This is a genomic window from Rossellomorea oryzaecorticis, assembly GCF_038405515.1.
Classification (GTDB): Bacteria; Bacillota; Bacilli; order Bacillales; family Bacillaceae_B; genus Rossellomorea; species Rossellomorea oryzaecorticis_A.
In genome coordinates this window covers 70,748-95,423 of sequence record NZ_JBBYAF010000008.1, presented here as the reverse complement: position 1 = coordinate 95,423, position 24,676 = coordinate 70,748, and the positions used below count along the sequence as shown (strand labels likewise).

Sequence of the window (24,676 nt, the reverse complement as noted above, 5' to 3'; positions counted from 1 at the left end):
TAGATGAAATTAGGTGTATTTACCGTATTATTTTCTCAGAAAAATCTTGATGAAATGCTTGATTATGTGAAAGAAGCCGGTTTGAGTGCTGTCGAAATCGGAACTGGGGGCTATCCTGGAAATGCTCATTGCGACCTCGACGCCCTTTTGGAAAGTGAAGAAAAACGAAATGAATACTTACAGAAGGTGAGATCGCGCGGCCTCGAAATCAGTGCCTTCAGCTGTCACGGCAACCCGATCTCACCGGATACGGCATTTGCAGAAGAATCACATGCAGCACTTGAGAAGACCATCAAGCTCGCCGGATTGATGAACGTGCCCGTTGTAAACTGCTTCTCAGGAACAGCGGGCGATCATGAGGGTGCCAAGCATCCCAACTGGCCTGTCTCGCCGTGGCCAAACGAGTATGGCGATATTTTAAAATGGCAATGGGAAGAGAAGTTGATTCCATATTGGAAGAACATGGGCCAGCTTGCAGAGGAGCATAATGTGAAAATCGGTCTCGAGCTGCACGGAGGATTCCTTGTTCATACGCCATACACGCTCTTGAAGCTGCGTGAGGAAACATGTGAAGCAATCGGTGCCAACCTGGATCCAAGTCACCTGTGGTGGCAGGGAATCGACCCGGTAGCGGCAATTAAAATCCTAGGGAAAGAGAATGCGATCCATCACTTCCATGCAAAAGATACATACATTGATCAGGATAACGTTAACATGTATGGTCTGACTGATATGCAGCCTTATGGAAGCATCCAGACCCGTGCGTGGTCGTTCAGGTCGGTAGGCTGCGGCCACAGTCTTCAGGAATGGTCCGATATGATGAGTGCCCTGCGCACATTCGGATACGATTACGTGGTAAGCATCGAACATGAAGATCCGATCATGTCGATTGAAGAAGGCTTCGGGCGTGCAGTCAAAAATCTGAAATCGATTTTGATCGAGGAGCAGCCTGCGGATATGTGGTGGGTATAGGGATTTTGAGATCGGGGAGAGGACCTTTTGGGGTCCTTTTTTTGAAAAGTTGATAATGTTTGCAATATTTGTTAAAACGAGAGATTAATTCTGTTTTCTCATAGATTGTTGCCGATTTCTCATAGTATAATGGCCTTTTCACGTAGATTAATGCGTAAAACTCATAAAATAATCACCAATTCTCGTAGAGTAAAAAGTTTTTGTCCACCCTCAGCACTCTTTTTAGACAAATAAAGCCGGAATCCCTGCTTTCTGACAGAGATTCCGGCTTTCAATTTCAAAAATCATCCGCTTACGACTTCATATGTTCCTTCACCGCCGTGAATCCCTATAAACATCTCCATCAGCGATTTCGTCAGTTTTTCACCTTCTTCTTCAGGAAGGGAAGGCTTTAAGAAGATGATTTGCACTGCGTTCTTCGTTGCATTTCCCACTGGGGCACGATCGGAATCGACGAATGGACTTCCAAAAGCACCTCTATCATCGGCAGCCACGAGCAAGTTTTCCAGGGAATTTTCACGACCGTTCAGACCCGTATAGGTTTCCCCTGGCGTTCCCACTCTTAATTTGATGCTATCTCCCTTAAGCCGGTCAAGATCATAAATTCCAATCGGCACTTCATACTGTAAGGAGAAAAAGTTGTTGGAATCGATTGCCGAGTTGATCGGGGCAAGATAGTTCTGCTTTTTTATACGGCGGAAAAGGGCTTCGGCCGAATGACGATAACGGTTCGGGTCTTTGCCGGTTTTTTTGAATACATCCCGCCACTCGGCCACCCCGGCGATATCGGTTACATTTTTGTCCTGAAGATCAAAGAAGATTGATTCCTGAAAGAGCTGAAGTCTCCCTTTCAGCATTTGAGGAGAATCGCCGACTTCGATATCATGATAGTGGATGATGCCTATTTTAAAATCCGGAATGGTTGAAGAGATTGAAGAATCGATTGTGATTTCCATTATTTTTCCTCCACATTTCGTTTCAAATAGTTTATCATAATACTCGGCTGTAATCATTTTTGACGAATTCATATGTTTTTATATAAATGGAAAGGAGGCTGCTGCAATGGATTTCGATCAGTTAAAACAGGATATCATCGACTACAGTAAAGAAATAGGGATTGATAAGATCGGCTTCACGACATCGGACACGTTTTCTGAAATGAAAAACAGGCTGTTGAGGCAGGAAATGCTCGGGTATCAATCAGGCTTTGAAGAAAAGGACATAGAGAAGCGGGTCGACCCTTCACTCATATTCGATGGTCCTAAATCGATCATCGCCATTGCACTTGCCTACCCTTCCAGAATGAAGGATGCCCCTCAAAGCAAACGGGGGGAAAGGCGCGGGATTTTCTGCAGAGCTTCATGGGGAACCGATTACCATCATGTGCTGCGGGACCGTCTTGCTAAATTAGAAGAATATATTGTTTCGCGTGTTCCAGAGGCACGCTTTAAATCAATGGTGGATACAGGTGAGCTGGTTGACCGGGCAGTGGCAGAACGTGCCGGGATCGGCTGGAGCGGTAAAAATTGTTCCATCATCACACCCGAGTTCGGTTCGTATGTATACCTGGGTGAAATGGTTACAAACCTGCCATTTGCACCGGATGAACCGATGGAAGATCAGTGCGGGACATGCAATAAATGTGTCGACGTATGTCCGACTGGAGCCCTGGTCGAAGGCGGACAGCTTGATGCGCAGAAATGCATCGCGTTTTTGACCCAGACAAAAGGTTTCCTTGCAGATGAATACCGTGTCAAGCTCGGAAATCGGTTGTATGGCTGTGATACCTGTCAAACCGTCTGTCCTGAAAATAAAGGGAAGGACTTTCATTTTCATGAAGAAATGGAGCCCGACCCGGAAATTGCGAAGCCGTTGTTGAAACCCCTTCTTACGATCAGCAACCGTGAATTTAAAGAAAAGTACGGGCATGTTTCAGGTTCATGGAGAGGCAAGAAGCCGATTCAGCGGAATGCGATCATTGCGCTCGCTCATTATAAGGACGAGACAGCGATAGAAGATTTGATTGAAGTGATGGCTAACGATGTCCGGCCGGTGATTCGCGGGACGTCTGCATGGGCCTTAGGGAAAATAGGCGGAACTGAAGCAGAAAAAGCATTAGTGAAGCAGAAAACAATTGAAAAAGACGAAGACGTGCTCGCTGAGATCGACAAAGGTCTTCGGCTGCTTGCCCCTGACGCGGGATAAGGATAAGTCCAATTAAGAGTTGGATTTATCCTTTTTTGTTGTGAAAAATGCATGTTCCTCATAGAAATGAAAAGAGGAGGGAAGGCGATGATCAGAAAACTACTGATGGATGACATCCAACATGTGATCAGTGAGTATACAACGCGCGGGCAAACCCAATTTCAGCATGATAAAGTAAAAAGAAAAAAAGAATCCTGTGAGAAACGGAATGCAGAAATCGTGAAAGTCGAAGCGTCCGGCAAAGTGAAAGAAATTTCAAGAATGCCCGATGATACCCAGACTGTCCTCTATGATGTTCATTATAAATACTTAATGAAGCATGGTTCTTTTATATATTTAGAGGAAGAAGTAGAAAGTCGGAGAGCGGTCTATTATGACCGACGCATATACAATGATGAAGAAGTGTCTGCTGTCGTCGATGGTCTCGACATAAAGGAAGAAATTCCTGAAGAAAAAAGGGGAGGAAATCTCTCGTTTAAGTATGACCGTTTAAAAGCTGTTCAGTATGCAGAGAAATGGTGGAACACGTTCAACCCTGCTTACAGGAAGTTTGAGAATGACTGTACGAACTATATTTCTCAGTGCCTTCATGCAGGAAATGCCCCGATGAGAGGGTACCCATCACAGGGAAAAGGCTGGTGGATGAGAAATAACAATTGGAGCTACAGCTGGACGGTAGCAAACGCGATGAGGCTGCATTTGCCCGCGTCAACCATCGGCCTTCGTGCAAGAGAAGTGGAAGGTCCGCATAAACTGAAACTTGGCGATGTCATCTGCTATGATTTTGAGGGAGACGGCCGTTTTGATCACACAACGATTGTGACAGGAAGAGATGCCGACGCAATGCCATTAGTGAATGCCCACACATTCAACAGCAGGATGAGATATTGGAAGTATGAAGACTCCACTGCCTATACTCCGAACATCAAGTATAAGTTTTATACGATTGTGGATGACCGTTAAGTATTGTCCTCCCGCAGATAAATGGTATAATGTCACATAGAGTTTTATGAATGAGGTGACATACATGGGAGTACATGTTGTATTATATCAACCAGAAATTCCAGCAAATACAGGAAATATTGCGAGAACATGTGCAGCGACAGATACAACGCTGCATCTGATCCGTCCACTTGGTTTTTCGACGGACGATAAAATGCTGCGCAGGGCAGGACTAGACTACTGGCAGTTTGTAAATATCGTTTATTATGATTCTCTTGATGAATTCTTTGAGAAGAACGAAGGCGGAGAATTTTTCTACTTAACCAAATATGGAAAAACCCCGCATTCTCATTTTGATTACAGTGTGGAGGATAAAGACTACTACTTTATTTTCGGCAGGGAAACATCAGGATTGCCTGATGACGTGATCCAAAATAATCTGGACCGTGCACTCCGGATCCCGATGAATGAAAATGTCCGTTCGTTGAACCTGTCCAATACGGTAGCCATATTGATCTACGAAGCATTAAGGCAGCGCAACTACCCAGGTCTTCATAGAGAATTGCCTAAGTAATAAGGAAGGAATGAGAATCATATGATTTTCATTCCTTTTTTCATTTGGCTTATACTATAGGAAGAGCCAAGTGAAAAGGAGATATACATATATGAACCAGACGATTGAAACCATCTTGAATCACCGTTCGATCAGAAGTTTTAAAAATGAACCATTGACGGACGAACAGATTCATACCATTGTCCAAAGTGCCCAAGCAGCAAGTACCTCGAGCTATATTCAGGCATACACCATCATCGGGGTGAAGGATCCCGCTAAAAAGAAAAAACTTGCCGAGCTCGCGGGGGGTCAGAGCTATGTAGAAGAGAATGGCCACTTTTTCGTATTCTGTGCCGACTTATATCGCCATGAAAACATCGGGAAGTGGGAGGATGCAGACGTGATTTCTTCTTTAGAGAGCACAGAGAAATTCATGGTCGCGATGATCGATGCGTCATTGGCTGCACAGAACGCTTCGATTGCAGCTGAATCGATGGGAATGGGGATCTGCTATATAGGAGGAATTCGAAACGACTTGGAAGCAGTGAGCGAAGTGCTCCAACTGCCGCATCGCGTGATCCCGTTATTCGGTCTGGCTGTCGGGCATCCAGCTGCAGATTCCAGCGTCAAGCCTCGCCTGCCGCTGAATGCAGTGTATCACGAAGATGCATATATGTCTGATGAGGCCGGGATGAAAGCGGAATTAGACCGCTATGATGAAACGATTTCTTCCTACTATCATGAACGTACAGGCGGCAAGCGATCCGACCGCTGGACAGAACAGATGGCAAAAATGCTGTCAGGTAAGAAGAGGATGTATATGAAGGAGTTCGTGGAGAAGCGCGGGTTTGATAAGCGGTAGTATGAATCAACTGCGGTGATTAGCTGAACAATCCAAAAAACCCCGGAAAAGCACAAGCTTTTCCGGGGTTTTTTGTCCAGCGGCAGCGCCTAGCCCCTCGAGACGTTTCGGTCCGCCCACTGAAGTCAAAGAGCGACTTCACCGGTCGGTCCTAGAGCGTTGTCGGGGCTGAACAAGGCACTTCTGCTTTTCTGACAACTAATTAGTTAGAACCTGGCTTGTCGTTATAACCAGCAGTGAAGATAGCTGTTAAGAACGCCGCAGTCACACCTAAAATCATTAAAGTACCCATAGTTGGTAACCTCCAGTTTCATATTCCACAGTCTGTCTTTAGTATAGCCTATTTTTTCAAAGTTGTGAATGAAAGAGGAATATTTTTGTGACAAATTCATTAACTTCCTTTAAGAATAGAAAAGTATCATCCCTGAAATAATAGTTCTTTTATATAAGGACGGGGATCTTGTCAAATTCGCTGCGGCATCTCCCGAGTAAATCAGAACGAAATACATCTTCTTAACATGTTAGAGTGAACAAGCGCATACAGTATATTAATCGTCTCTCATTAAGCGACAGGGGGAGGTCCATATGGATATTTTAAAAAGGGTTGAACAGTACAGAGAAGAAGAAGTAAAACTGAAATGGGAAGGGACGTTTGCTCAGTATCTGGAGTTGTTGAAGGAAAAGCCTTGGATTGGTCAATCAGCTCACTCTAGAGTCTATAATATGATCAAGGATGCTGGAGTCGAAGAAGTAGATGGGAAACGACGATATAAATTCTTCAGCAATCAATTATTTGGCTTGGAAGAGGCGCTTGAAAGACTGGTGGAAGAATATTTCCATCCTGCTGCTAAACGATTAGACGTGAGAAAGAGAATCCTGCTTTTGATGGGACCGGTCAGTGGTGGTAAATCGACGCTTGTATCCATGCTGAAACGCGGTTTGGAACAGTATTCCCGAACAGACCGAGGAGCCATTTTTGCCATTAAAGGCTGTCCGATGCACGAGGATCCGCTTCACTTGATTCCACAGCATTTACGGGAGGACTTCCATCAAGCATACGGAATTCGGATTGAAGGGAATCTTTCACCGTTAAATACAATGCGGCTTGAAAAAGAATACCAGGGCAGAATTGAAGATGTTCAGGTAGAAAGAGTCTTTTTCTCAGAAGACAAACGTGTCGGGATCGGGACGTTCAGTCCATCTGATCCAAAGTCACAGGATATTGCTGATTTGACGGGAAGCATTGACTTCTCGACGATTGCCGAATTCGGGTCGGAATCCGATCCGCGTGCTTACCGTTTCGATGGCGAGTTGAATAAAGCGAACCGCGGTTTGATGGAATTCCAGGAAATGCTTAAATGTGATGAGAAATTCTTATGGCATTTATTATCCCTAACTCAGGAAGGGAATTTCAAAGCTGGACGATTTGCGCTGATATCGGCAGATGAGCTGATTGTGGCCCATACGAATGAAACGGAGTATCGCTCCTTTATTTCCAATAAGAAAAATGAGGCATTGCATTCGCGTATTATCGTGATGCCGGTTCCATATAATCTGAAAGTGACCCAAGAAGAGAAGATTTATGAAAAAATGATCGGGGAAAGCGATGTATCGAATGTCCACGTTGCGCCTCATACATTACGGGTGGCTGCAATGTTCACCATCTTGACTCGATTAAAAGAACCGAAGCGCGGTGACATTGATCTGATCAAGAAGATGCGCCTATATGACGGAGAAAGCGTCGAAGGCTTTAACTCTGCCGATGTGGATGAAATGAAGAAAGAGTATCAGGACGAGGGAATGAGCGGTATCGATCCGCGTTATGTAATCAATCGGATTTCATCTACGATCATTCGTAAAGAGATACCGACCATTAACGCGCTGGATGTTCTAAGGGCACTGAAGGAAGGGCTCGATCAGCATCCGTCGATCACAAATGAGCTGCGTGAAAGATATTTGAATTTCATTTCGATTGCCCGTAAAGAATATGATGATATCGCGAAAAAAGAAGTACAGAAAGCCTTTGTGTATTCATATGAAGAGTCGGCTAAAACGCTTATGGATAATTACCTGGATAATGTCGAGGCATATTGCAACAAAGCAAAACTGCATGATCCATTGACAGGTGAAGAAATCAATCCGGATGAAAAGTTGATGCGCTCAATTGAAGAGCAGATCGGTATTTCAGAAAATGCGAAGAAAGCATTCCGTGAAGAAATCCTGATTCGTATCTCAGCTTATGCCCGTAAAGGGAAGCGATTTGATTACAATTCACATGACCGTCTGCGTGAAGCAATCCAGAAGAAGCTGTTTGCCGACCTGAAGGATGTAGTGAAAATCACAACCTCCACCAAAACGCCGGATGAACAGCAGCTCAAAAAGGTCAACGAAGTCGTTGCCCGCCTAATCGATGAGCACGGATATAACTCAACGTCAGCCAATGAACTGCTCCGCTATGTAGGAAGCCTGCTAAATCGTTAACAAAAGGATATCAAGAACGGGGTGTGATAGCACACCCCGTTCTTTGTTGTTTACTAAAGAAAAGAGAGGGGAAATGTAAAAGGTAAGAGGTGATGATAAAATGACCAAGAAACATGAAGTTAATAAAAAGCAAGAACTGGATAAAAACTATGAACCTGACAACGGCTCGATGGCACACGATATGCAAGAGATGGAGCAGCTTGGAAAACAGATGGACAGGCTCCGTACGAATGATGAGCTGAAAGAAGACGATAAACAGCCGGATCCCGTTCAATATAAAGAAAGAGATAAATAACACATCTATTGACAGAAAAATCAGAATATAATAAGCTGTAGATAGAGAGTCGGACCCATTATTCAAACGAAAGTGGGTGAAGGGGATGTCTTCTAAACCTCAGTCTCGAGAAGAAGCAGAACCTTTTAACGGAAGCATGGCCTCCAATATGGAGGAATTGATCAAGCTAGGCAAGCAAATGGAAAAATTGCGTTCCAGCGGAGAGTTGAAGAACAACAATCGAACACAAGATCCGGCTCAATATGAAGAAGAGTAGGTAATCAGGTGAAATCGCCTGGTTATTTTTTTTGAAAAAAAAGAAATGCCCGCTGAGAATCTATAATAGATCCTCAGCGGGTGATTTACAAATATGTAATAAATATTCTCCTGCCAAACTTACATATTGTCAGGCATAACTGTATACATATCATAGTATTCATTTACAGGAAAAAAATAGGCTCGTCCAAATCTGAAAAGATCGTTCAATTGTCGAAATTATTTGTAAATTTATCGATACTTCTGCATAGGATAGAGTAATCCCCGATTCATTCATTTAGGGGAAGAAGTACTAGTTTAGGCAGTCAACATAGTGTATGCAGCGTAAAGAAAAAATGTGAAAAAATTTTTTAAGGAGGGGAATAGTTTGAGTCAAATGGATAATCATCAGTTTGTCATTTCCAAGGAAGATTGGGCCCTCCACCGCAAAGGTCACGATGATCAGCAAAGGCATCAAGAAAAAGTACAGGATGCGATAAGAAATAATTTACCTGATTTGATCACCGAAGAAAACATCATTATGTCCAATGGCCGTGATGTCGTCAAAATCCCGATTCGTTCATTAGATGAATATAAAATCCGTTACAACTATGATAAAAATAAACATGCAGGGCAAGGCGACGGCGACAGTCAGGTTGGAGATGTGATCGCGAGAGACGGCTCTCAGCAGCAGAAAGGACCCGGTAAAGGTCAAGGAGCAGGAGATAAAGCAGGAGAAGATTATTATGAAGCCGAAGTGTCTCTCATGGAAATTGAAGAGGCATTATTTAGTCAGTTGGAACTTCCTAACCTGAGAAAGAAAGAGCAGGATGTCCAAACCGTGGAACACATTGAATTCAATGATATTCGTAAAACAGGGCTTATGGGAAATATAGATAAGAAGAAAACGATGATGTCTGCATTTAAGAGGAATGCCATGAAAGGCGCACCGAGCTTTCATCCGATCATAACGGAAGATTTGAAGTTCCGAACCTGGAATGAAGTATTGAAGCCAGAATCAAAAGCCGTTGTGTTAGCGATGATGGATACGAGCGGAAGTATGGGCGTATGGGAGAAATACATGGCGAGAAGCTTCTTCTTCTGGATGACACGATTCTTAAGGACAAAATATGAAACTGTGGAAATAGAGTTCATCGCCCACCATACTGAAGCGAAAGTCGTTTCTGAGGAACATTTCTTCTCAAAAGGGGAAAGCGGAGGGACGATCTGTTCATCTGCTTACCGTAAAGCGTTGGAACTCATTGATGAAAAATACAATCCCGGAAGATATAATATTTACCCCTTTCATTTCTCGGATGGCGACAATCTAACGTCCGACAATGTCCGCTGCGTCAAGCTTGTTGAAGAATTAATGAAAGTATCCAGCATGTTCGGATACGGTGAAGTAAACCAGTATAACCGTCACTCAACCCTCATGTCCGCTTACAAAAACATCAAGAATGAAGACTTCCGTTACTATATCCTCAAGCAAAAAGCCGATGTATTCCATGCCATGAGAAGCTTCTTCAAGAAAGAAGAAGAAAAAGCATTTGCGTGATAAAAACCAGCCGATGAGGCTGGTTTTTTATTTGTTTGTCCGGGAATGTGCTGGTACTTGAAAAAATGATACTCTTTCAGTGAAGATTGGTGCTAAAATAAGGGTATAAAATAATTTAATATGGTGAGGTTTAGAATGACAAACGAATTAACGCAAATCCATGAGCTGAAAGAGGAAATTTCTCAACTTAAAAAACAACTGGAAGAATCAGAGGAATTAATCAGGGATATTTCAGCACCAATCATCCCATCCATCGTTCCGGAAACCATTCTCGTACCGATAACCGGGCGCCTTTCACCTGAACGATTTGAGATGATTATCACCAGAATCCTAAATGTTTCTTATCAAGAAGATATTAATACAATCATCATAGACTTCTCAGCTATTTCAGAAAGAGAAATTTGTGAAATGGATGTATTCGGCACGTATGTCGATAATCTGGCAAAAGCTATTTCCTTGATGGGTATAGAGGTTCTCTTTGTTGGATTCACCCCATCCCTTACTCAGATTATCGTAAATTCCGGAGTACAGCAGATCTTGGAAGTGAAAAGCTTCCTGACGTTTAAAACCGCTCTTCAATATTTAATGAATCAAAGAGGATTAATATTTCAGAGTATCAAAAAATAAGAGACCAGCCTTCAGGGGCTGTTTTTTTTGTCCGTTTTTGAAGTCTTTGGTTTGAAAATGTTGATGAATTCAATCGGCTGAATAGGTACGAAACAGTAACAGTGCCGTAATAAAAGGAATCCCGTGAGAAAAAGTAGTATATTTATAGTAGGACAAAAATTAAAGAAAAAGAGGGCTGATATGGAATATATCTACTTTTTGAAACTGATTCCGCGATTACATAAAAAAGAGAATTGGACGACTGAAGATGAAAAAGTCGTTTCGGACCATTTTGCACGTTTAAAGGACTACAGAGATCGCGGTGTGGTCATTTTGGCGGGAAGAACATTGAACGAAGAAGAAAATGCATTTGGGATCGTGGTATTTGAAGCTGAAACTGAATCAGAGGCAGAGGAGTTCATGAGGAAAGATCCTGCAGTAAATGAAGGAATCATGACCGGAGAACTGTTTCCATACCGTGTAGCTTTATTGAAAGAATAAGGAGATCACTCACTACTGGATAAGGAGAATAAAAGATGGAACAATGGATAGAAAAACTGTTCAGTTTAGAGCTTCTTGAGGCAGCGGCGGCAAAGTATGGGTGTGATGCTTCACATGCAAAGAAGCTGGGGGATTTTGAAAACTATGTGTATGAAGTCCACAAGGGAGGAATACCGTTTATATTGAGATTGACCCACAGTTCCCACCGCTCCCGAAAAGATGTGGAAGCGGAGTTCGGCTGGATGAATTATTTACATGATAAAGGAGTCAATGTGCCGCTTGTCAATCAATCGGCGGAAGGCAGATTGGTTGAAGTACTGGACACAGGGGATACCTGTTTTTATGTGTGCTTATTCAATAAGGCTCCCGGCAAGCCGGTAAGCGTCAAGGATGACCTGTTCAATGAAGATTTGTTTAAAGAGTGGGGGAAAACCACCGGCAAAATGCATCGGATAACAAAGACATATGAAGCAGGAGAGTTCGTGAGGGCAAGATGGGATGAAGATGATATCATGCACTATTCGAAATATCTTTCCTCAGACGATTCCCTTATAATTGAAAAAGCAGAGCGGAACAAGAAAGAAATTCAGAAACTGGAAGAGACTCCTGAAAACTTTGGGGTCATCCATTCAGATATTCATCCGGGGAACTTTTTTTATCATGATGGCGAGATTCATGTGTTTGATTTCGATGACAGCATGCAGTTTTTCTTCCTGAGTGATATAGCGATTCCTCTTTATTATTCTGTGTGGTGGAAACACAGAAAGGAGAAGCTGGAGGTGCGTTCTGAATTTGGTGAATCCTTTTTAACGGCTTTTCTGCGCGGATATTTGGAAGAGTATTCGCTGGAAGAAGGATGGATCGAGCATATGCCGTCCTTTTTATTATTGCGGGATTTCACACTTTACACGGTTTTCCACAAGAAGTGGGACCTGACCAATTTATCAGAGATTGAGGAATCGTTACTGACAGGTCTGAGAGATAGGCTGATGAACGATGAACCAATGGTCAGCCTTGATTTCAAGGCGATTCTGCGAAAAGCAGGGGAATAAGGGAGTATGATCTGGGCGCTGTTAGTAACGGGTTTGGTGATCGGGCTGCTGGTCCGTCTGACAATGAGAACGTTTAAAAGCGGTTATGGATTGTCTCAGGATTTGTTCGATCATCCGCAGTATGTGAAAACCTGTCCTCGCTGTCATAAAAAACTTCCGGAAGATTATACAAAAACACTTTGTCCGCATTGTGGAAAATTGACTGAATAAAGAAGGATTGAGGACTTGAGGAATCTTGGATTTCTTCAGGTCTTTTTTTGTTGAAAAGGTTTTTGGAGGGAGCTTCATAATTGGGCAAGTACAAGTGCGGTGCGGGGAAAGGTGGTCATTTCCGATTTCTCTATTATTCACTCAGGTGAAAAAGTTTGTTATGATTCTAAAGATGATAGTTAATGACAGAGGTGAAGCATTATGAAGAAAACGATAGGTTTCATTGGGTGCGGAAATATGGCACAGGCCATTTTAGGTGGAATACTGCAGGCTGGGATTGTAGATAAACGAGCAGTCATGACCAGTGCGAAATCAGATACAACAAGAAGGGAAGTGTCCAAAGAATTTCAGGTTGAATGTACAGCTGATAATCTGGCTGTTGCAGGCTTCTCGGATATATTGTTTCTTTCCATTAAACCAGATCAATATAAAGAGGTTATTTCACAAGTAAAAGGTACCGTGAAAGAAGGCGCGATTGTTGTGACGATTGCTGCGGGAATCACGCTGGAATGGATGGAAGCTCAGTTCGGCAAAAGTATAAAGATAGTCCGCACGATGCCGAATACGCCTTCATTAGTAGGGGAGGGGATGACGGCTTATTGTGTGAATGAACAATTAACAGAAAAAGAATTGGATGAGGTTTCTATCATTTTACGAAGCTTCGGCAAAGCAGAACGGGTGGAAGAAAGCCTGATGGATGCGATTCCTGCAGTAAGTGGATCTTCACCTGCTTATGTGTTTATGTTCCTCGAGGCTCTCGCAGACGGTGCAGTTCTTCAGGGCATACCGAGAAATCAAGCGTATGAGCTGGCAGCTCAAGCTGTACTTGGTGCAGCCAAAATGGTGATTGAAACAGGCAAGCATCCCGGAGAACTGAAAGACGCTGTCTGCTCCCCGGGCGGAGCCACCATTGAAGCAGTTTCAGCGCTTGAGAAAAATGGATTCAGGGGAGCAATCTTATCCGCCATGGAAGCATGCGGAAGTAAATCAAAATCACTGGGCGAATAAAATGCAAAATCAAAGGTCCGTTCCTCTACTGCTTTAAAGCGGTGAGGGACGGGCCTTTCGTTTAATAGCTTCGGTATTCTGCTGTGAGGGAAGCCGTTACTCCGATCTGGCCGGGCTGCAGGCTTGTGCTATCTTCTGCTGCTTGAACGAGAGATGTGGAAGCAAAAGGAATCACCGCTGCGCCCGAATGTTCTGTAATGGATTTGGGATGCGGATCCAATTGCTGCCCTGATTGATTAGACAGGGTAAGTGCTTTTTCATAGGCCTTTTTATAAGCCGCTGCAAGTGCCTGTTGGTAAGTCTTTGCAGGATCAGAGTTTACAAACTGAATATTTTCTACCCGATTTGCCCCGCTTTTTATGGCGTCGTCAATTATTTTTCCGAGAGATTCGATGTCATTAACCGTGACGCGGAAAACATGCCTTATCTCATAACCCGTGAAGATCTGCTTTCCATCTTCGTAATTATATTTGGGGAAAATTTGATAGGTGGAGGTTTGGATGTCCATTTTTGGTATCCCATTGTCCACCAGTGATTGTACAACCCGGTTTGATATCTCCCGGTTTTGTCTTTGAGCTTCTTCCAAATCTTCATCTTGGGTAACGACTCCAAGTGATACAATCGCCTGATCAGGATCTACATACATCGTATGTTCTCCAGTGACTGTAATCTTTCTAGATCTGACTTCGGGATTTGTACGAAAATAGGAAGGATAGGAATACATATTCATCGCCTACACACACGTAAAGGATTGGATATTATCTAAATCGATGCCGAAATATACCCATCTCCAGCCGATCCATCTCCAGCCTGCAATCGAACGGCGGCCAATAAATATCGGATAGAACCAAAACTGATCTCTTTGCAGCCATATATAAGTGTATCGGAATAAACAGCGGCGGATCGCCCCGGGGTCTACAGCGAATACGCTTGGTCCGCCCTGCATGGTTGTCATCTGGGGCGTGAAGCTTGGCGGCGGCCCCGGTGGAGGCTGATTACCTCCTCCTTGCTGTCCTCCAGGCGGAGTTGCGCTCGGTGGGCCGCCTCCTGGGAAACCGCCGCCGGGGCCACCACCCGGAAAACCGCCGCCTCCAGGAAATCCAGGGAATAACTGTCTATCGTCGTACATAGAAGAACCTCCTCATAAACGAATTCTCAATAGTTTATGAGGAGGTTTCCTCTGCGTGCGTGTCTATGTCTTGTGCTCAGTCCCCGAAGGCTGTCTGCATGACCTCTTTTAACGTCTCGGCAGAATGTCTGAATTGACCTTGCTCTTTTTCATTTAATGGAAGCTCTACTACTTGGCGGATTCCTTCACGGTTGATGACTGCAGGAACCCCTATATAAATGTCCTTCTGGTTATATTGGCCGTCAAGCAGTGAAGAAACGGTCAAGATACTGTTTTCATTGTTGAAAATCGCTTTCGTGATCCGTGCCAGACCCATGGCGATTCCATAATATGTGGCACCCTTCCGTTCTATGATATGATAAGCGGCATCCCTTACATTGATGAAGATTTCATCCAATTTCTCTTGAACGTCTTCTTTATCCATATCAATCAATTCACTTAAATGACTCGCCCCGACCGTTGTATGACTCCATACAGGAAACTCGGTATCACCATGCTCGCCCAAAATGTAAGCATGAATATTACGGGTATCAATGTCGAAATGTTCACCTACAAGATAACGGAGTCTGGCTGTATCCAGAATCGTCCCTGAACCGATGACTCGTTCTTTAGGCAAACCAGAAAATTTCCAGGTTGCATACGTTAATATATCCACAGGGTTAGTTGCGACAAGGAAGATACCATTAAATCCGCTGGCCATTACCTGCTCGACGATGCTTTTAAAGATTTTAATGTTTTTTCCTACTAAGTCAAGCCGTGTTTCACCGGGCTTTTGATTTGCTCCGGCTGTGATCACCACGATATCTGCGTCCTTGCAATCACTGTAATCACCAGCGTGAATCTTCATTGGAGAAGCAAAAGCAAGTCCATGATTAAGGTCGCGTGCATCTCCATCCGCTTTTTCTTTGTTCATATCTATCAATACGAGTTCGTGGGCAATTCCTTGATTCAATAGGGCAAAAGCATAACTTGAACCGACAAACCCGGTTCCAATAAGGGCCACTTTGTTTGTGCATTTGATTGTCATTCTTCCTCACACACCTAACGTAATAGAAGTTTTTAATGGAACTTGTTCGAAAAAAATGTGAAATAATTCACAAACTAATGATAACATGAATACTTGGCTTATTCTACTTCTATCCATTTAAAAAAATACCTAAACAATCAAAATATCATTCATTTTCACCTGATTGTCAAAAATTCCTTGCGTCAGTAAAAGTATGAAAAATCCTTTATTACAATCCAGCGCTAAAAGCCCGTCCCTCACTCGACTAAAGGATTGGAGGATTTCCGGCGGGTGGAGGTGAATAGTAATAGAAGGATGGGGGTATGAGAGATGGAAATCTGTAATGGAGATATAGAGATTCGTCCGCTTAAAGAGGACGATAAGTACATATTGGCGAAATGGCTGTCCGATCCTGAAGTGCTTCAATATTATGAAGGCAGGGACTGTCCATTTACAATTGAAATGGTTGAAGAAAAGTTTTTCGTTCAAAGTGATGAAGCATTCCGGTACATGTTCCTTTTTGAAGGGAAAGAGATTGGATACGTCCAATATTATCCGATTGAAGAAGAAGAACGGAGCAAATACGGATACAATCATTCCAATGAAGAAATCTATGGAACCGATCAATTTATCGGGGAACCGGACTACTGGAACCGCGGAGTCGGCACCATGCTGATCAATGCATTGCAGAAATATTTGATCGGCACATTGGGAGTCGACCGCCTTGTCATGGATCCGATGGTATGGAATGAAAGGGCGATAAGGTGTTATGAAAAATGCGGGTACAGAAAAATAAAAATCCTGCCTAATAATGAACTGCATGAGGGAGTCTGGCATGATTCATGGCTCGTTGAGTATAGCCCTAAACAAAGCAGACATGGAACAATTGAAGAGAGGATCAAAGAAGGTGTTAAACTGAGAGAAGAGGGAGATATACAGGCTTCGATTGATCTTTTTAAAAATTTGATACAAGATTCACCTGATAATGGAAGGGTTCAATATCAATGTGCATGGAGTCATGATACCCTCGGAAAGGAACTTGAAGCCATACCTTACTATAAAAAAGCATTGCAACTCGGTTTAAATGAAGGTGAACTTCAAGGTGCTTATTTGGGACTAGGAAGCACGTACCGCACATTAGGGAAATATGAAAATGCCAAACAGGTTTTGAGGAAGGGAATAGAAAGATTTCCTGCGAATAATGCACTCAAACTCTTTTATAGCATGACTTTGCATAATTTAAATGAACATAGTGATGCAATGGAGATCCTTCTTACTCTTTTGGCTGAGACGTCTGGGGATGCAACGATACAATCTTATCGAAAAGCGATTATGTTTTATGCAGGACAGCTTGATAAGATTTGGGATCAGTAAATAAATGAAACCTTTTTTCTGAAATTTCGTATGAAGTATTGATAGTAAGGAAAAGGTTTTTTGGATGCTGCTTTCATATTGGCTGTGTTAAAGTTTAATTTTGTTTTTAACCTATTCCAGCTGTTGGTTGGAGTGCAAGACGAAGACTCCTGCGGGAAAAGCGAGACAGGTGAGACTTGTCCAACTCTTGCGGCTAGCCCCTCGAGGTCATAAGCTAAATGGGCCAAGAAGGCAAAAGACGCCTTCCCGGCCCATTCATCTTATGCTTGTCGGGGCTGAACGAGCCGCCTCCGCTTTTCTGACCCGCAGGAGCAGAGCGACGAGGAGGTTCACCGGCCGCCCGCGGAAAGCGAAGTCTTGCACGGAAATCAACAGCGGTGTTTAACAGAGCTTTCATATTAGTTATCATCGGCATTATGATGGGCTTTAAGATGGCTGCACGGCAATAAAGGAATTGACCTCAATTCAAAAGAAGTTGAATGCCCAAAGTGCCATAAACGAAAAAAAAGACAAAAAACAGCTCAGCAATGCTCCCATTGCTATACAAGCTTTTAAGAAAAGAAGTGAAACGATGAATACATGTATTTATTTCGTCAGACATGCCCACTCTGTTTATACTCCGGAAGAATTGGAGAGACCGCTTTCTGAAAAAGGGGCGCGTGACGCTATAAGGGTGACAGCACTCCTGAAGGATAAGAATATTGATGCAGTATGCTCAAGCCCCTATAAACGGGCGGTGGAAACGGTGGAGGGAACCGCCTCGATACATAAACTGAAGATTGATATTTATGAAGATATGAAGGAAAGGACACTTTCCAGAGAACCTGTCGAAGACTTTTCTCAGGCGATCGGGAAAGTGTGGAGAGAACCTCATTTTTCTTTTCCGGGTGGTGAATCCAACCTTCAAGCGCAGAAAAGAGGAGTACGTTGCTTCCTCAACATGTTAGATAAATACGCAGGAAAAAGTGTAGCAGTAGGGACACACGGCAACATCATGGTACTGATCATGAATCATTTTGATGACCGTTACAATCTCGATTTTTGGAAGGGTCTCGAAATGCCTGATATTTATAAGATGACCTTCGATGGAAAAGTACTGGTTGAAGTGGAGAGAGTGTGGGAGTGAGGCAAAGCCTGAGTCGTGAATTCCTAATCAAAGCTATAAAGAAAATCGCCCGGGGAAATTCCGGGCGATTTTCTTTATAACTGCAAAAGTATAAATATAATTCGAGAATGGTCCAGCTCCAGCGCCTAGCCCCTCGAGACGTTTCGGTCCACCCACTGAAGTCAAAGAACGACTTCACCGGGCGGCCCTCCAACGCTTGTCGGGGCTGAACAAGGCGCTTGCGCTTTTCTTTAATGCGGCAGAAATGCCAGTTGATAGAAGAATAATACCGCAAAAATATAAACAAGCGGATGTACCTGCTTCCATTGCCCTTTGAATGCTTTTAACAATGGGTAAGAGATGAATCCAAGTGCTATCCCGGTTGCAATGCTTGATGTGAGAGGCATGCTCAGGATGATCAGGAATGCAGGGAACGCTTCATCAAGCTGATCCCACTTAATATGAGAGATGCTCCCCATCATTAAGCTGCCGACGATGATCAGCGCAGGGGCTGTAATGGCAGATATCCCTGAAAGTGCGCTGACAAGCGGACCGAAAAAGGCAGCGGCAATAAATAGGATCGATACGGTCAATGTCGTCAGGCCGGTTCTGCCGCCGGCGGAAACACCAGCAGAAGACTCGATATAGGCGGATGTCGGGCTTGTACCGAACATAGCCCCGATTGTCGTCGCCACAGAGTCTGCAAGCAGTGCTTCACGTGCTCTTGGCATCTTGTTGCCTTTCATCAATCCTGCCTGCTGGGCAACCCCGATCATCGTACCGGTTGTATCGAAAATCGTCACGAGTAAAAAGGAGAAGACTACTGCATACAATCCGTATTGAACAACATCTGCAAACGCGGTTAGCGGATTGCTGATGATGATGCCTTCAGGAAGATGAGGGATGGCAAAGAATCCTTTATCAAAAGAAAGTTCACCTGTAAAATAGGCGATCAATGCGGTAACGATCATCCCTATGAATAACGCCCCGTGGACATTCATCACCATCAGCACAAGTGTCACAGCAAGCCCGGCAAGTGCCAGAAGTGCAGACGATGAGTGCAGATCCCCAAGCTGCACCAAATTGGTTGGATGAGCTTCGATCAAACCTGTCAGGCGTAATCCGATGAATGCGATAAATAATCCGATTCCTGCCGTGATACCATGCTTTAAATTTTCCGGAATCGCTTCAATCAATTTTGCCCTGAAAGGGGTAAGTGAAAGGATAACAAATATAATACCAGCAACAAATACGGCAGAAAATGCAACAACGTACGAAATATCCTCATTCGCACCTACCACCGAGTAAGTAAAGTAAGCATTCAATCCCATACCTGGAGCAATCGCTATCGGGTAGTTTGCGAACAACGCCATCCATAATGTACCGACGACGGCTGAAATAATCGTGGCCAAGAAAACTTGGTCAAACGGTACACCGGCATCCGCCAAAATAATCGGGTTGACGATCACGATATACACCATCGTCAGGAACGTCGTTAATCCCGCGAGTACTTCTGTTTTAGGAGTAGTGCCGTTCTCTTGTAATTTAAACATTGTGATACCTCCATAAAAACGAACATTAAAAACACACAACTAATATAATATTCGGTATTAGAGCTGAATTCAATAGTTAATCCAAAAAAATAATAAAAAATAATTTTGAAACCCCTTCCAAAACGGTTGCTTTTTCGTTAAGATGTTATCAATTATAGAGAATATTTATATAGAAAGGAGCGGTCCTAACGTGCATCTACAGTTGAAAAACAAATCGATCTCCGAGCAGATTGAACACATCACACGATCTTTAGTCGCTCTGAAAAGCTATAATGGCACAGAAGGGGAAAGCCTAAAAGCTCAGTATATATATGAAATCATCCGTTCGTTTCCTTACTTTCAAAAGAATCCTGATAAAGTCTGGATGCAAGAAGTTCCGAATGACGGGGTTGACCGGAAGAATGTATTTGCCCTCCTGGATGGAGAATCGGCAAAGACCTTATTATTCCATGCCCATTACGACACGGTCGGCACAGATGATTACGGGGCCCTTCAGGAAATGGCCCATGACCCGGATTTCCTGCAGAAATTCTTTATGGATTATGAAGGGGAAGAAAGAGTGAGGGAAGATGCCCTTTCGGGGAATTGGCTGTTTGGAAGAGGAGCCCTTGATATGCAAAGCGGCATCGCCGTTCATCTGGCTAATATGCTTCATTTTTCCGAACAAAGTCAGCCTCCTAAGGGAAATCTATTGTTCTTATTCAATGGTGATGAAGAAAGTGAGCATGCCGGACTGATTGCTGCTTTAAACGAGCTCGACCGCTTGAAGAGTGAAGGGCTTGACTATTTGGCCGCCATCAATACAGACTTTATTTCCCCGATATATGACGGGGATTGTAAGAGATATATTTATACCGGAGCAGCGGGCAAATTTTTGCCTGGCTTTTATATTTATGGAAGAGAAGCACATGTCGGGGATGTACTGACCTCCATCGATCCAACGGCAATTGCTTCAAAAATCAACCTGGAAATCAATCAGAACCTTGATTTTGTCGAAAAAATACCCGGTGAATTCACCCTGCCGCCGTCCTGCCTTTATTTCAAAGACGACAAGACAGCATATAATGTGCAGACTCCTTTAAGCACGTCGATTTATTTCAACTACTTTGTATATGAAAAAACTGCACGTGATGTATTATATGAAATGAAAAAAGCAGCGATGAAAGCGGTGGCGCAACTTGAAAAACGCAGCCATGAGCAGTATGAAAATTACCGGAGCTATCACAGCTTTCCTAAACGGGAGCTATCCTGGAAGGTGGATGTCCTGACGTTAAGGGAATACATCTTCTGGCTGAAGGAGAGAGGTCTTGATCCGGAGCCTGTCATGGAGGAAGTGTATCGCGGCCATGAAGGGGAGGATCGAAGGACGATTGCCTACAAAATGGTTGAAGCACTGCAGCACCTCGATCCTGATCGGACACCGAGAGTCATCATCTTCTTCGCTCCGCCATTTCTGCCTCATAACTATTTGAATGAAGAGAATGAGTATGGAAAGAAAGTGAAGGAAGTGCTGGGCTGCTGTCTGAATGAAATTTCCCGGGAGACGGGGGAAGAGTTCGTAGTGAAACGGTTCTTTCCTTATCTTGCAGATGGAAGCTTTCTATCGCTTCATGAAGAGGATGAAGACATCGAGGTTATTAAGAAGAATCTTCCGATGATTGACAACCTGTATCCGGTGCCGATCGATACGATCCGGAAGCTGAATATTCCTTCCATTAACATTGGTGTCTACGGAAAAGACGGACATCAATGGACAGAACGAGTATATAAGCCTTATACGTTTACTGTTCTGCCTGAGATTATCCAAAGGGTGACAAAGGATTTAATAAATATATAATTCTTATTCAAATCAAAAGCCACATCGCTAATGGATGTGGCTTTTCCTTTTATTCCGCCCAATCAATTAAATTGCGGATATCGAGGCGGTCAGTTTTTCTTGCTTCCTTAAGCGGCTTGCCGATGGTGATTAGCATGATTGGCAAGTAGCGATCTGAAATATTGAAATCTGATACAAGTGCAGAGGGATTAAAGCCGCCGATCGGACAAGTGTCCCATCCTTTTGCTTTGGCTGCCAGCATTAACTGCATGGCTGCAAGTGATGCGTTGCTGAATGCGGCATCTCTTGGATATTGATCCCGGCTGTAGGCACCCTTTATCTGCTTTGTCAGGATCTCTTTCAGTTCAGGTGTCATCTCGCCTTTTTTTACTGAGGGGTCGAGAACGGGGTCGATATTTTTATCGGCCTCCAGGTCGCCCAGTACTGCAACAACTGCTGACGCATCGACGACTTGCTGCTGATTATATGCAATCGGAAGCAAGCGCTCCTGAACATCCTTCTGATCAAATACAAGGAATTTCCAATGCTGCAGGTTCCATGCAGAAGGTGCCCTTCCTGCAGTTTCAAGAATCTCAACCAATTCTTCACGAGGAATTTCAACCTCTGGGTTGTACACTTTCGTTGAGCGGCGTTCCTCTGCCACTTGAAAGAAGTTTGCCATGATATTGCCTCCTTGATGTGAGAAAAGTGCTATAATATAGGTTATATTTGGATGATGCTTACTTTTTGTAAGTAACTTTAATAACATGACCACTATAACGGACGTATTTTTTTGCGTCAAGCATTGAGGCTTAAAGGAAGTGTGTACCATCATGAAATCAACCATTTGTCCTAAATACGAAGCAGCTTTCTCCCTATTGGGAAAACGCTGGATCGGAATGATTATAAAAGTATTATTTGACGGAAGCTGCCGTTTTAAAGATCTTAATGAGCGAATCCCAAATATTAGTCAGAAGGTTCTTGCTGAGAGATTGAAAGAACTGGAAGGATGCGGGCTTATCCAGCGGGAATGCGGGGATGAAAAGCCGGTGAAAATCATATACAGCCTGACACAAAAAGGGAGAGATCTTCAACTGGTTCTTGAGGCAGTTGGCACATGGGCGGAGAATTGGATGAATCAGTCCGATCAGCATTGAAAAACTGCTCTCCCGCAGGAAAGCAGTTATTTAAGCATTACATATTATGTCTTTTGAACAAAGGTTCGAACGGGTCACCTGCATCTGTCTGCGTGAAAAAATCAATAGGCTTTAATGCCAAATAACTGCCCCCTACAATGATGAAACAAAGAATGGGGAGATACAAAATACCAAGCATAACGCATCCTCCTTGTCGTTCTTGTATTTATGGATTAACCTTATCTTGACTATAATCTGTGAAACGCGTTTCAGAGCAAGCACTTACTGAAGAAAAAATTTCTTTTGAAAAGAGGGGAGGATATCATGACTAACATTCGTAAAATAGCCCAGCTGGCCGGTGTCTCGGTTTCAACCGTATCTAGGGTCTTAAATGATCACCCTTATGTAATAGAAGAAAAGAGACAAAAAGTTCTGGCCGCCGTAAAAGAACTGAATTACATAAAAAATGCTAATGCCGTCTACTTATCCAAAGGTAAAACGTATTGTATAGGGGTTGTTCTTCCTTTCTTGAATCTTCCATACTTTGGTGAAATACTGGAGGGAATCGCTGGAGAAGCATTGAAACATGGGTATCACCTGAAAATCTTTCAGACCGATTATGAGAAAGATGCAGAACTGGATGCGTTCCACCGCCTCCAAATGAAAGAGGTAGATGGTCTCATCATCACTTCAAGGGCTAATTCTCTCGATACGCTCCATTCATTCATGGAAGGGTTGAATGTCGTTTTTTGTGAAAACCTTCATGGGGTGGCGAAAAAAGTATTTATCAACCATTATGAAGCGGTCCGAACCGGAATGGACTACCTGCATTCAAAAGGCCATACTGACATTGGGTTATGTCTTCATCGGACTTTTGGAACAAATAGTGAGGAACGGGTTCGGGGATTCTATGATGCTGCTGAAGCAGCCGGGAATGAGGTGCGGGAAGACTGGATTTTCAATGAATGCATCCACCTAAAGGACGGAAGGGATGTCGTTGGACAGTGGGAGGCTTTGAAGGATAAGCCTTCCGCACTCATCGTGACAAGTGATCAGGTGTCCGCCGGGATCGTATCTCAAGCAGGCAGGAAGGGCATCGTCGTTCCTGATGAACTGGCAATCTTAAGTTTTGATAATCATCCCATATCGGATGTCTTTGATATTACTTCGTTTGACATGCCGATCAGACAGCTGGGGGAGGAAGCGTTTCGACTGTTTTTTGAGGAAGATCATCTCTCCCCCGTCATTCTTGAAACCTCTCTGCACGAGCGTAAAACGGTGTAGTAAGTGTTGGAAGCTGAATCCGGGGTAAAACTATATTACACTGGGTAATGGGTAAATTACAGGGAGGCGAATTAGTATGCTTGGTAATAAAGAAGAAAAAATCCTGGTCATCGTCATGTTTGTTGTTGCCTTATTCCTTCTTTTTGCAATCGTAAGAAAGTATATTATGTAAAAGCACAATAGCGAGCCGGTCCGGATAGGGCCGGCTCATATTTTTTAGGCTGAGGTTCAAGTTCGAACCTCAGATTGTCCTCATACCTGCCTGGTTTCAGCCATATGATTTAATAATGAAACGGCAGGTGAAGGGATGATGTGGAGAGAATTTAAGCAGTTCATTTCAAGGGGGAATGTCTTCGATCTTGCCATAGCGGTGATTATCGGAGCTGCGTTTGGGAAGATGGTAGAATCCCTCGTTCAAGATATCATGATGCCCTTTGTCGGCATTCTTTTCGGCGGGATCAATTTTGAAGGACTGACATTCAAAGTGAAAGCTGAGGTGATTGAAATAGGAAAGTTCATTCAGACTACAGTCGATTTCATCCTCGTTGCCGCCAGTATTTTTCTTATGATCAAACTCTTCAACCGCTTAAAGGGAGGGGAGGAGCAGTATAAAGTCAAACAGACGACAAATCTTGAAGTCCTGCAGGAAATTAGAGATCTGTTAAAGGTGGAGAAGGCGAGTGAGCCGCTCCAGTTGAAAGATTCAGCACAGCCCTCCATCACCAAAAGCGGTATGAAAATACACATTAAGAATAAACGGCAAGTGAAATGAATACTCGATTTTGACAATAATC

27 protein-coding genes are annotated in these 24,676 nt (G+C 43.5%); 20 read left to right on the top strand and 7 right to left on the bottom strand.

The features are described from left to right. Positions 1–3: 3 nt before the first annotated feature. A complete protein-coding gene (locus AAEO50_RS06200; protein ID WP_341981610.1) occupies positions 4–972 on the top strand; it encodes a sugar phosphate isomerase/epimerase in 969 nt (322 codons plus the stop codon). 284 nt (positions 973–1,256) lie between these two features. Here AAEO50_RS06200 and AAEO50_RS06195 read toward each other — a convergent pair whose 3' ends face one another. Continuing rightward, the gene (locus AAEO50_RS06195) at positions 1,257–1,928 is read right to left on the bottom strand and encodes a B3/B4 domain-containing protein (RefSeq protein ID WP_341981633.1); all 672 of its coding nucleotides are present in this window, start codon (positions 1,926–1,928) and stop codon (positions 1,257–1,259) included. A gap of 106 nt (positions 1,929–2,034) precedes the next feature. Here AAEO50_RS06195 and queG point away from each other — a divergent pair, with 106 nt between their 5' ends. The 13 genes from queG to proC all read left to right on the top strand — a co-directional run bounded on the left by queG (position 2,035) and on the right by proC (position 13,479). After that, entirely contained in the window at positions 2,035–3,177 is a 1,143-nt protein-coding gene (gene queG, locus AAEO50_RS06190) for a tRNA epoxyqueuosine(34) reductase QueG (protein ID WP_341981608.1), read from the top strand. 90 nt (positions 3,178–3,267) lie between these two features. Then, positions 3,268–4,140, top strand: coding sequence for an amidase domain-containing protein (locus AAEO50_RS06185; RefSeq protein ID WP_341981631.1), 873 nt, complete (start codon positions 3,268–3,270; stop codon positions 4,138–4,140). Positions 4,141–4,204: 64 nt separating this feature from the next. Next, positions 4,205–4,693: a tRNA (uridine(34)/cytosine(34)/5-carboxymethylaminomethyluridine(34)-2'-O)-methyltransferase TrmL gene (trmL, locus tag AAEO50_RS06180; RefSeq protein WP_341981606.1), complete on the top strand. Its 489-nt coding sequence runs from the start codon at positions 4,205–4,207 to the stop codon at positions 4,691–4,693. A 91-nt stretch (positions 4,694–4,784) separates the two neighbouring features. Next, complete coding sequence (nfsA, locus tag AAEO50_RS06175) at positions 4,785–5,534, top strand: oxygen-insensitive NADPH nitroreductase (RefSeq protein ID WP_341981604.1); 750 nt, start codon at positions 4,785–4,787, stop codon at positions 5,532–5,534. A gap of 585 nt (positions 5,535–6,119) precedes the next feature. Beyond that, positions 6,120–8,015 (top strand): PrkA family serine protein kinase, encoded by a 1,896-nt coding sequence (locus AAEO50_RS06170; RefSeq protein ID WP_341981602.1) that lies wholly within the window; start codon positions 6,120–6,122, stop codon positions 8,013–8,015. Positions 8,016–8,115: 100 nt separating this feature from the next. Continuing rightward, positions 8,116–8,310 carry a hypothetical protein gene (locus tag AAEO50_RS06165; RefSeq protein ID WP_341981599.1) on the top strand — a complete coding sequence of 65 codons (195 nt, stop codon included), beginning with the start codon at positions 8,116–8,118 and terminating at the stop codon, positions 8,308–8,310. Positions 8,311–8,395: 85 nt separating this feature from the next. After that, positions 8,396–8,566, top strand: coding sequence for a multidrug ABC transporter ATPase (locus tag AAEO50_RS06160; protein WP_341981597.1), 171 nt, complete (start codon positions 8,396–8,398; stop codon positions 8,564–8,566). 375 nt (positions 8,567–8,941) lie between these two features. After that, a complete protein-coding gene (gene yhbH, locus AAEO50_RS06155) occupies positions 8,942–10,102 on the top strand; it encodes a sporulation protein YhbH (protein ID WP_425383159.1) in 1,161 nt (386 codons plus the stop codon). 135 nt (positions 10,103–10,237) lie between these two features. Then, positions 10,238–10,729 carry an STAS domain-containing protein gene (locus AAEO50_RS06150; protein WP_341981593.1) on the top strand — a complete coding sequence of 164 codons (492 nt, stop codon included), beginning with the start codon at positions 10,238–10,240 and terminating at the stop codon, positions 10,727–10,729. Between the two features lie 180 nt (positions 10,730–10,909). Then, on the top strand, positions 10,910–11,209 hold the full coding sequence (locus AAEO50_RS06145; protein ID WP_341981591.1) for a YciI family protein: 300 nt from the start codon (positions 10,910–10,912) through the stop codon (positions 11,207–11,209). 35 nt (positions 11,210–11,244) lie between these two features. After that, positions 11,245–12,261 carry a phosphotransferase enzyme family protein gene (locus tag AAEO50_RS06140; protein WP_341981589.1) on the top strand — a complete coding sequence of 339 codons (1,017 nt, stop codon included), beginning with the start codon at positions 11,245–11,247 and terminating at the stop codon, positions 12,259–12,261. Positions 12,262–12,267: 6 nt separating this feature from the next. Next, a complete protein-coding gene (locus AAEO50_RS06135) occupies positions 12,268–12,471 on the top strand; it encodes a hypothetical protein (protein ID WP_341981587.1) in 204 nt (67 codons plus the stop codon). Positions 12,472–12,672: 201 nt separating this feature from the next. After that, entirely contained in the window at positions 12,673–13,479 is an 807-nt protein-coding gene (proC, locus tag AAEO50_RS06130; RefSeq protein ID WP_341981585.1) for a pyrroline-5-carboxylate reductase, read from the top strand. A 61-nt stretch (positions 13,480–13,540) separates the two neighbouring features. Here proC and AAEO50_RS06125 read toward each other — a convergent pair whose 3' ends face one another. The 3 genes from AAEO50_RS06125 to AAEO50_RS06115 form a co-directional block, all read right to left on the bottom strand. Beyond that, entirely contained in the window at positions 13,541–14,203 is a 663-nt protein-coding gene (locus tag AAEO50_RS06125; RefSeq protein WP_341981629.1) for an SIMPL domain-containing protein, read from the bottom strand. A gap of 9 nt (positions 14,204–14,212) precedes the next feature. Next, positions 14,213–14,608 carry a hypothetical protein gene (locus tag AAEO50_RS06120; RefSeq protein ID WP_341981583.1) on the bottom strand — a complete coding sequence of 132 codons (396 nt, stop codon included), beginning with the start codon at positions 14,606–14,608 and terminating at the stop codon, positions 14,213–14,215. Between the two features lie 76 nt (positions 14,609–14,684). Beyond that, positions 14,685–15,635: an L-lactate dehydrogenase gene (locus tag AAEO50_RS06115; RefSeq protein ID WP_341981581.1), complete on the bottom strand. Its 951-nt coding sequence runs from the start codon at positions 15,633–15,635 to the stop codon at positions 14,685–14,687. A gap of 309 nt (positions 15,636–15,944) precedes the next feature. On the opposite strand from AAEO50_RS06115, the gene AAEO50_RS06110 reads away from it, so the two are divergent. Continuing rightward, positions 15,945–16,988 carry a tetratricopeptide repeat protein gene (locus AAEO50_RS06110; protein ID WP_341981579.1) on the top strand — a complete coding sequence of 348 codons (1,044 nt, stop codon included), beginning with the start codon at positions 15,945–15,947 and terminating at the stop codon, positions 16,986–16,988. A gap of 571 nt (positions 16,989–17,559) precedes the next feature. Further along, positions 17,560–18,114 (top strand): histidine phosphatase family protein, encoded by a 555-nt coding sequence (locus AAEO50_RS06105; protein WP_341981577.1) that lies wholly within the window; start codon positions 17,560–17,562, stop codon positions 18,112–18,114. A 230-nt stretch (positions 18,115–18,344) separates the two neighbouring features. On the opposite strand, the gene AAEO50_RS06100 is transcribed toward AAEO50_RS06105, so the two are convergent. Then, a complete protein-coding gene (locus tag AAEO50_RS06100) occupies positions 18,345–19,646 on the bottom strand; it encodes an NCS2 family permease (RefSeq protein ID WP_341981575.1) in 1,302 nt (433 codons plus the stop codon). Positions 19,647–19,836: 190 nt separating this feature from the next. On the opposite strand from AAEO50_RS06100, the gene AAEO50_RS06095 reads away from it, so the two are divergent. Further along, a complete protein-coding gene (locus AAEO50_RS06095) occupies positions 19,837–21,483 on the top strand; it encodes a M20/M25/M40 family metallo-hydrolase (protein ID WP_341981574.1) in 1,647 nt (548 codons plus the stop codon). Positions 21,484–21,532: 49 nt separating this feature from the next. On the opposite strand, the gene AAEO50_RS06090 is transcribed toward AAEO50_RS06095, so the two are convergent. Next, positions 21,533–22,144, bottom strand: a complete 612-nt coding sequence (locus AAEO50_RS06090; protein ID WP_341981572.1) for a nitroreductase family protein — start codon at positions 22,142–22,144, stop codon at positions 21,533–21,535. A gap of 151 nt (positions 22,145–22,295) precedes the next feature. Between AAEO50_RS06090 and AAEO50_RS06085 the strand changes: the two genes are divergently transcribed. Beyond that, on the top strand, positions 22,296–22,619 hold the full coding sequence (locus tag AAEO50_RS06085; protein ID WP_341981570.1) for a helix-turn-helix domain-containing protein: 324 nt from the start codon (positions 22,296–22,298) through the stop codon (positions 22,617–22,619). Positions 22,620–22,656: 37 nt separating this feature from the next. On the opposite strand, the gene AAEO50_RS06080 is transcribed toward AAEO50_RS06085, so the two are convergent. Then, the gene (locus AAEO50_RS06080) at positions 22,657–22,797 is read right to left on the bottom strand and encodes a hypothetical protein (protein ID WP_341981568.1); all 141 of its coding nucleotides are present in this window, start codon (positions 22,795–22,797) and stop codon (positions 22,657–22,659) included. A 125-nt stretch (positions 22,798–22,922) separates the two neighbouring features. Here AAEO50_RS06080 and AAEO50_RS06075 point away from each other — a divergent pair, with 125 nt between their 5' ends. Both AAEO50_RS06075 and mscL read left to right on the top strand, forming a co-directional pair. Continuing rightward, positions 22,923–23,882, top strand: a complete 960-nt coding sequence (locus tag AAEO50_RS06075; RefSeq protein WP_341981566.1) for a LacI family DNA-binding transcriptional regulator — start codon at positions 22,923–22,925, stop codon at positions 23,880–23,882. Between the two features lie 310 nt (positions 23,883–24,192). After that, complete coding sequence (gene mscL / locus AAEO50_RS06070) at positions 24,193–24,654, top strand: large conductance mechanosensitive channel protein MscL (protein WP_341981564.1); 462 nt, start codon at positions 24,193–24,195, stop codon at positions 24,652–24,654. The last annotated feature ends 22 nt before the right edge of the window (positions 24,655–24,676 follow it).

Bases quoted from the DNA above. Each gene is read 5' to 3' on its own strand.
- AAEO50_RS06200 (WP_341981610.1), top strand. From the start codon at position 4: ATGAAATTAGGTGTATTTACCGTATTATTTTCTCAGAAAAATCTTGAT.
- AAEO50_RS06195 (WP_341981633.1), bottom strand. From the start codon at position 1,928: ATGGAAATCACAATCGATTCTTCAATCTCTTCAACCATTCCGGATTTT.
- queG (WP_341981608.1), top strand. From the start codon at position 2,035: ATGGATTTCGATCAGTTAAAACAGGATATCATCGACTACAGTAAAGAA.
- trmL (WP_341981606.1), top strand. From the start codon at position 4,205: ATGGGAGTACATGTTGTATTATATCAACCAGAAATTCCAGCAAATACA.
- nfsA (WP_341981604.1), top strand. From the start codon at position 4,785: ATGAACCAGACGATTGAAACCATCTTGAATCACCGTTCGATCAGAAGT.
- AAEO50_RS06170 (WP_341981602.1), top strand. From the start codon at position 6,120: ATGGATATTTTAAAAAGGGTTGAACAGTACAGAGAAGAAGAAGTAAAA.
- AAEO50_RS06165 (WP_341981599.1), top strand. From the start codon at position 8,116: ATGACCAAGAAACATGAAGTTAATAAAAAGCAAGAACTGGATAAAAAC.
- AAEO50_RS06160 (WP_341981597.1), top strand. From the start codon at position 8,396: ATGTCTTCTAAACCTCAGTCTCGAGAAGAAGCAGAACCTTTTAACGGA.
- yhbH (WP_425383159.1), top strand. From the start codon at position 8,942: ATGGATAATCATCAGTTTGTCATTTCCAAGGAAGATTGGGCCCTCCAC.
- AAEO50_RS06150 (WP_341981593.1), top strand. From the start codon at position 10,238: ATGACAAACGAATTAACGCAAATCCATGAGCTGAAAGAGGAAATTTCT.
- AAEO50_RS06145 (WP_341981591.1), top strand. From the start codon at position 10,910: ATGGAATATATCTACTTTTTGAAACTGATTCCGCGATTACATAAAAAA.
- AAEO50_RS06140 (WP_341981589.1), top strand. From the start codon at position 11,245: ATGGAACAATGGATAGAAAAACTGTTCAGTTTAGAGCTTCTTGAGGCA.
- AAEO50_RS06135 (WP_341981587.1), top strand. From the start codon at position 12,268: ATGATCTGGGCGCTGTTAGTAACGGGTTTGGTGATCGGGCTGCTGGTC.
- proC (WP_341981585.1), top strand. From the start codon at position 12,673: ATGAAGAAAACGATAGGTTTCATTGGGTGCGGAAATATGGCACAGGCC.
- AAEO50_RS06125 (WP_341981629.1), bottom strand. From the start codon at position 14,203: ATGTATTCCTATCCTTCCTATTTTCGTACAAATCCCGAAGTCAGATCT.
- AAEO50_RS06120 (WP_341981583.1), bottom strand. From the start codon at position 14,608: ATGTACGACGATAGACAGTTATTCCCTGGATTTCCTGGAGGCGGCGGT.
- AAEO50_RS06115 (WP_341981581.1), bottom strand. From the start codon at position 15,635: ATGACAATCAAATGCACAAACAAAGTGGCCCTTATTGGAACCGGGTTT.
- AAEO50_RS06110 (WP_341981579.1), top strand. From the start codon at position 15,945: ATGGAAATCTGTAATGGAGATATAGAGATTCGTCCGCTTAAAGAGGAC.
- AAEO50_RS06105 (WP_341981577.1), top strand. From the start codon at position 17,560: ATGAATACATGTATTTATTTCGTCAGACATGCCCACTCTGTTTATACT.
- AAEO50_RS06100 (WP_341981575.1), bottom strand. From the start codon at position 19,646: ATGTTTAAATTACAAGAGAACGGCACTACTCCTAAAACAGAAGTACTC.
- AAEO50_RS06090 (WP_341981572.1), bottom strand. From the start codon at position 22,144: ATGGCAAACTTCTTTCAAGTGGCAGAGGAACGCCGCTCAACGAAAGTG.
- AAEO50_RS06085 (WP_341981570.1), top strand. From the start codon at position 22,296: ATGAAATCAACCATTTGTCCTAAATACGAAGCAGCTTTCTCCCTATTG.
- AAEO50_RS06080 (WP_341981568.1), bottom strand. From the start codon at position 22,797: ATGCTTGGTATTTTGTATCTCCCCATTCTTTGTTTCATCATTGTAGGG.
- AAEO50_RS06075 (WP_341981566.1), top strand. From the start codon at position 22,923: ATGACTAACATTCGTAAAATAGCCCAGCTGGCCGGTGTCTCGGTTTCA.
- mscL (WP_341981564.1), top strand. From the start codon at position 24,193: ATGTGGAGAGAATTTAAGCAGTTCATTTCAAGGGGGAATGTCTTCGAT.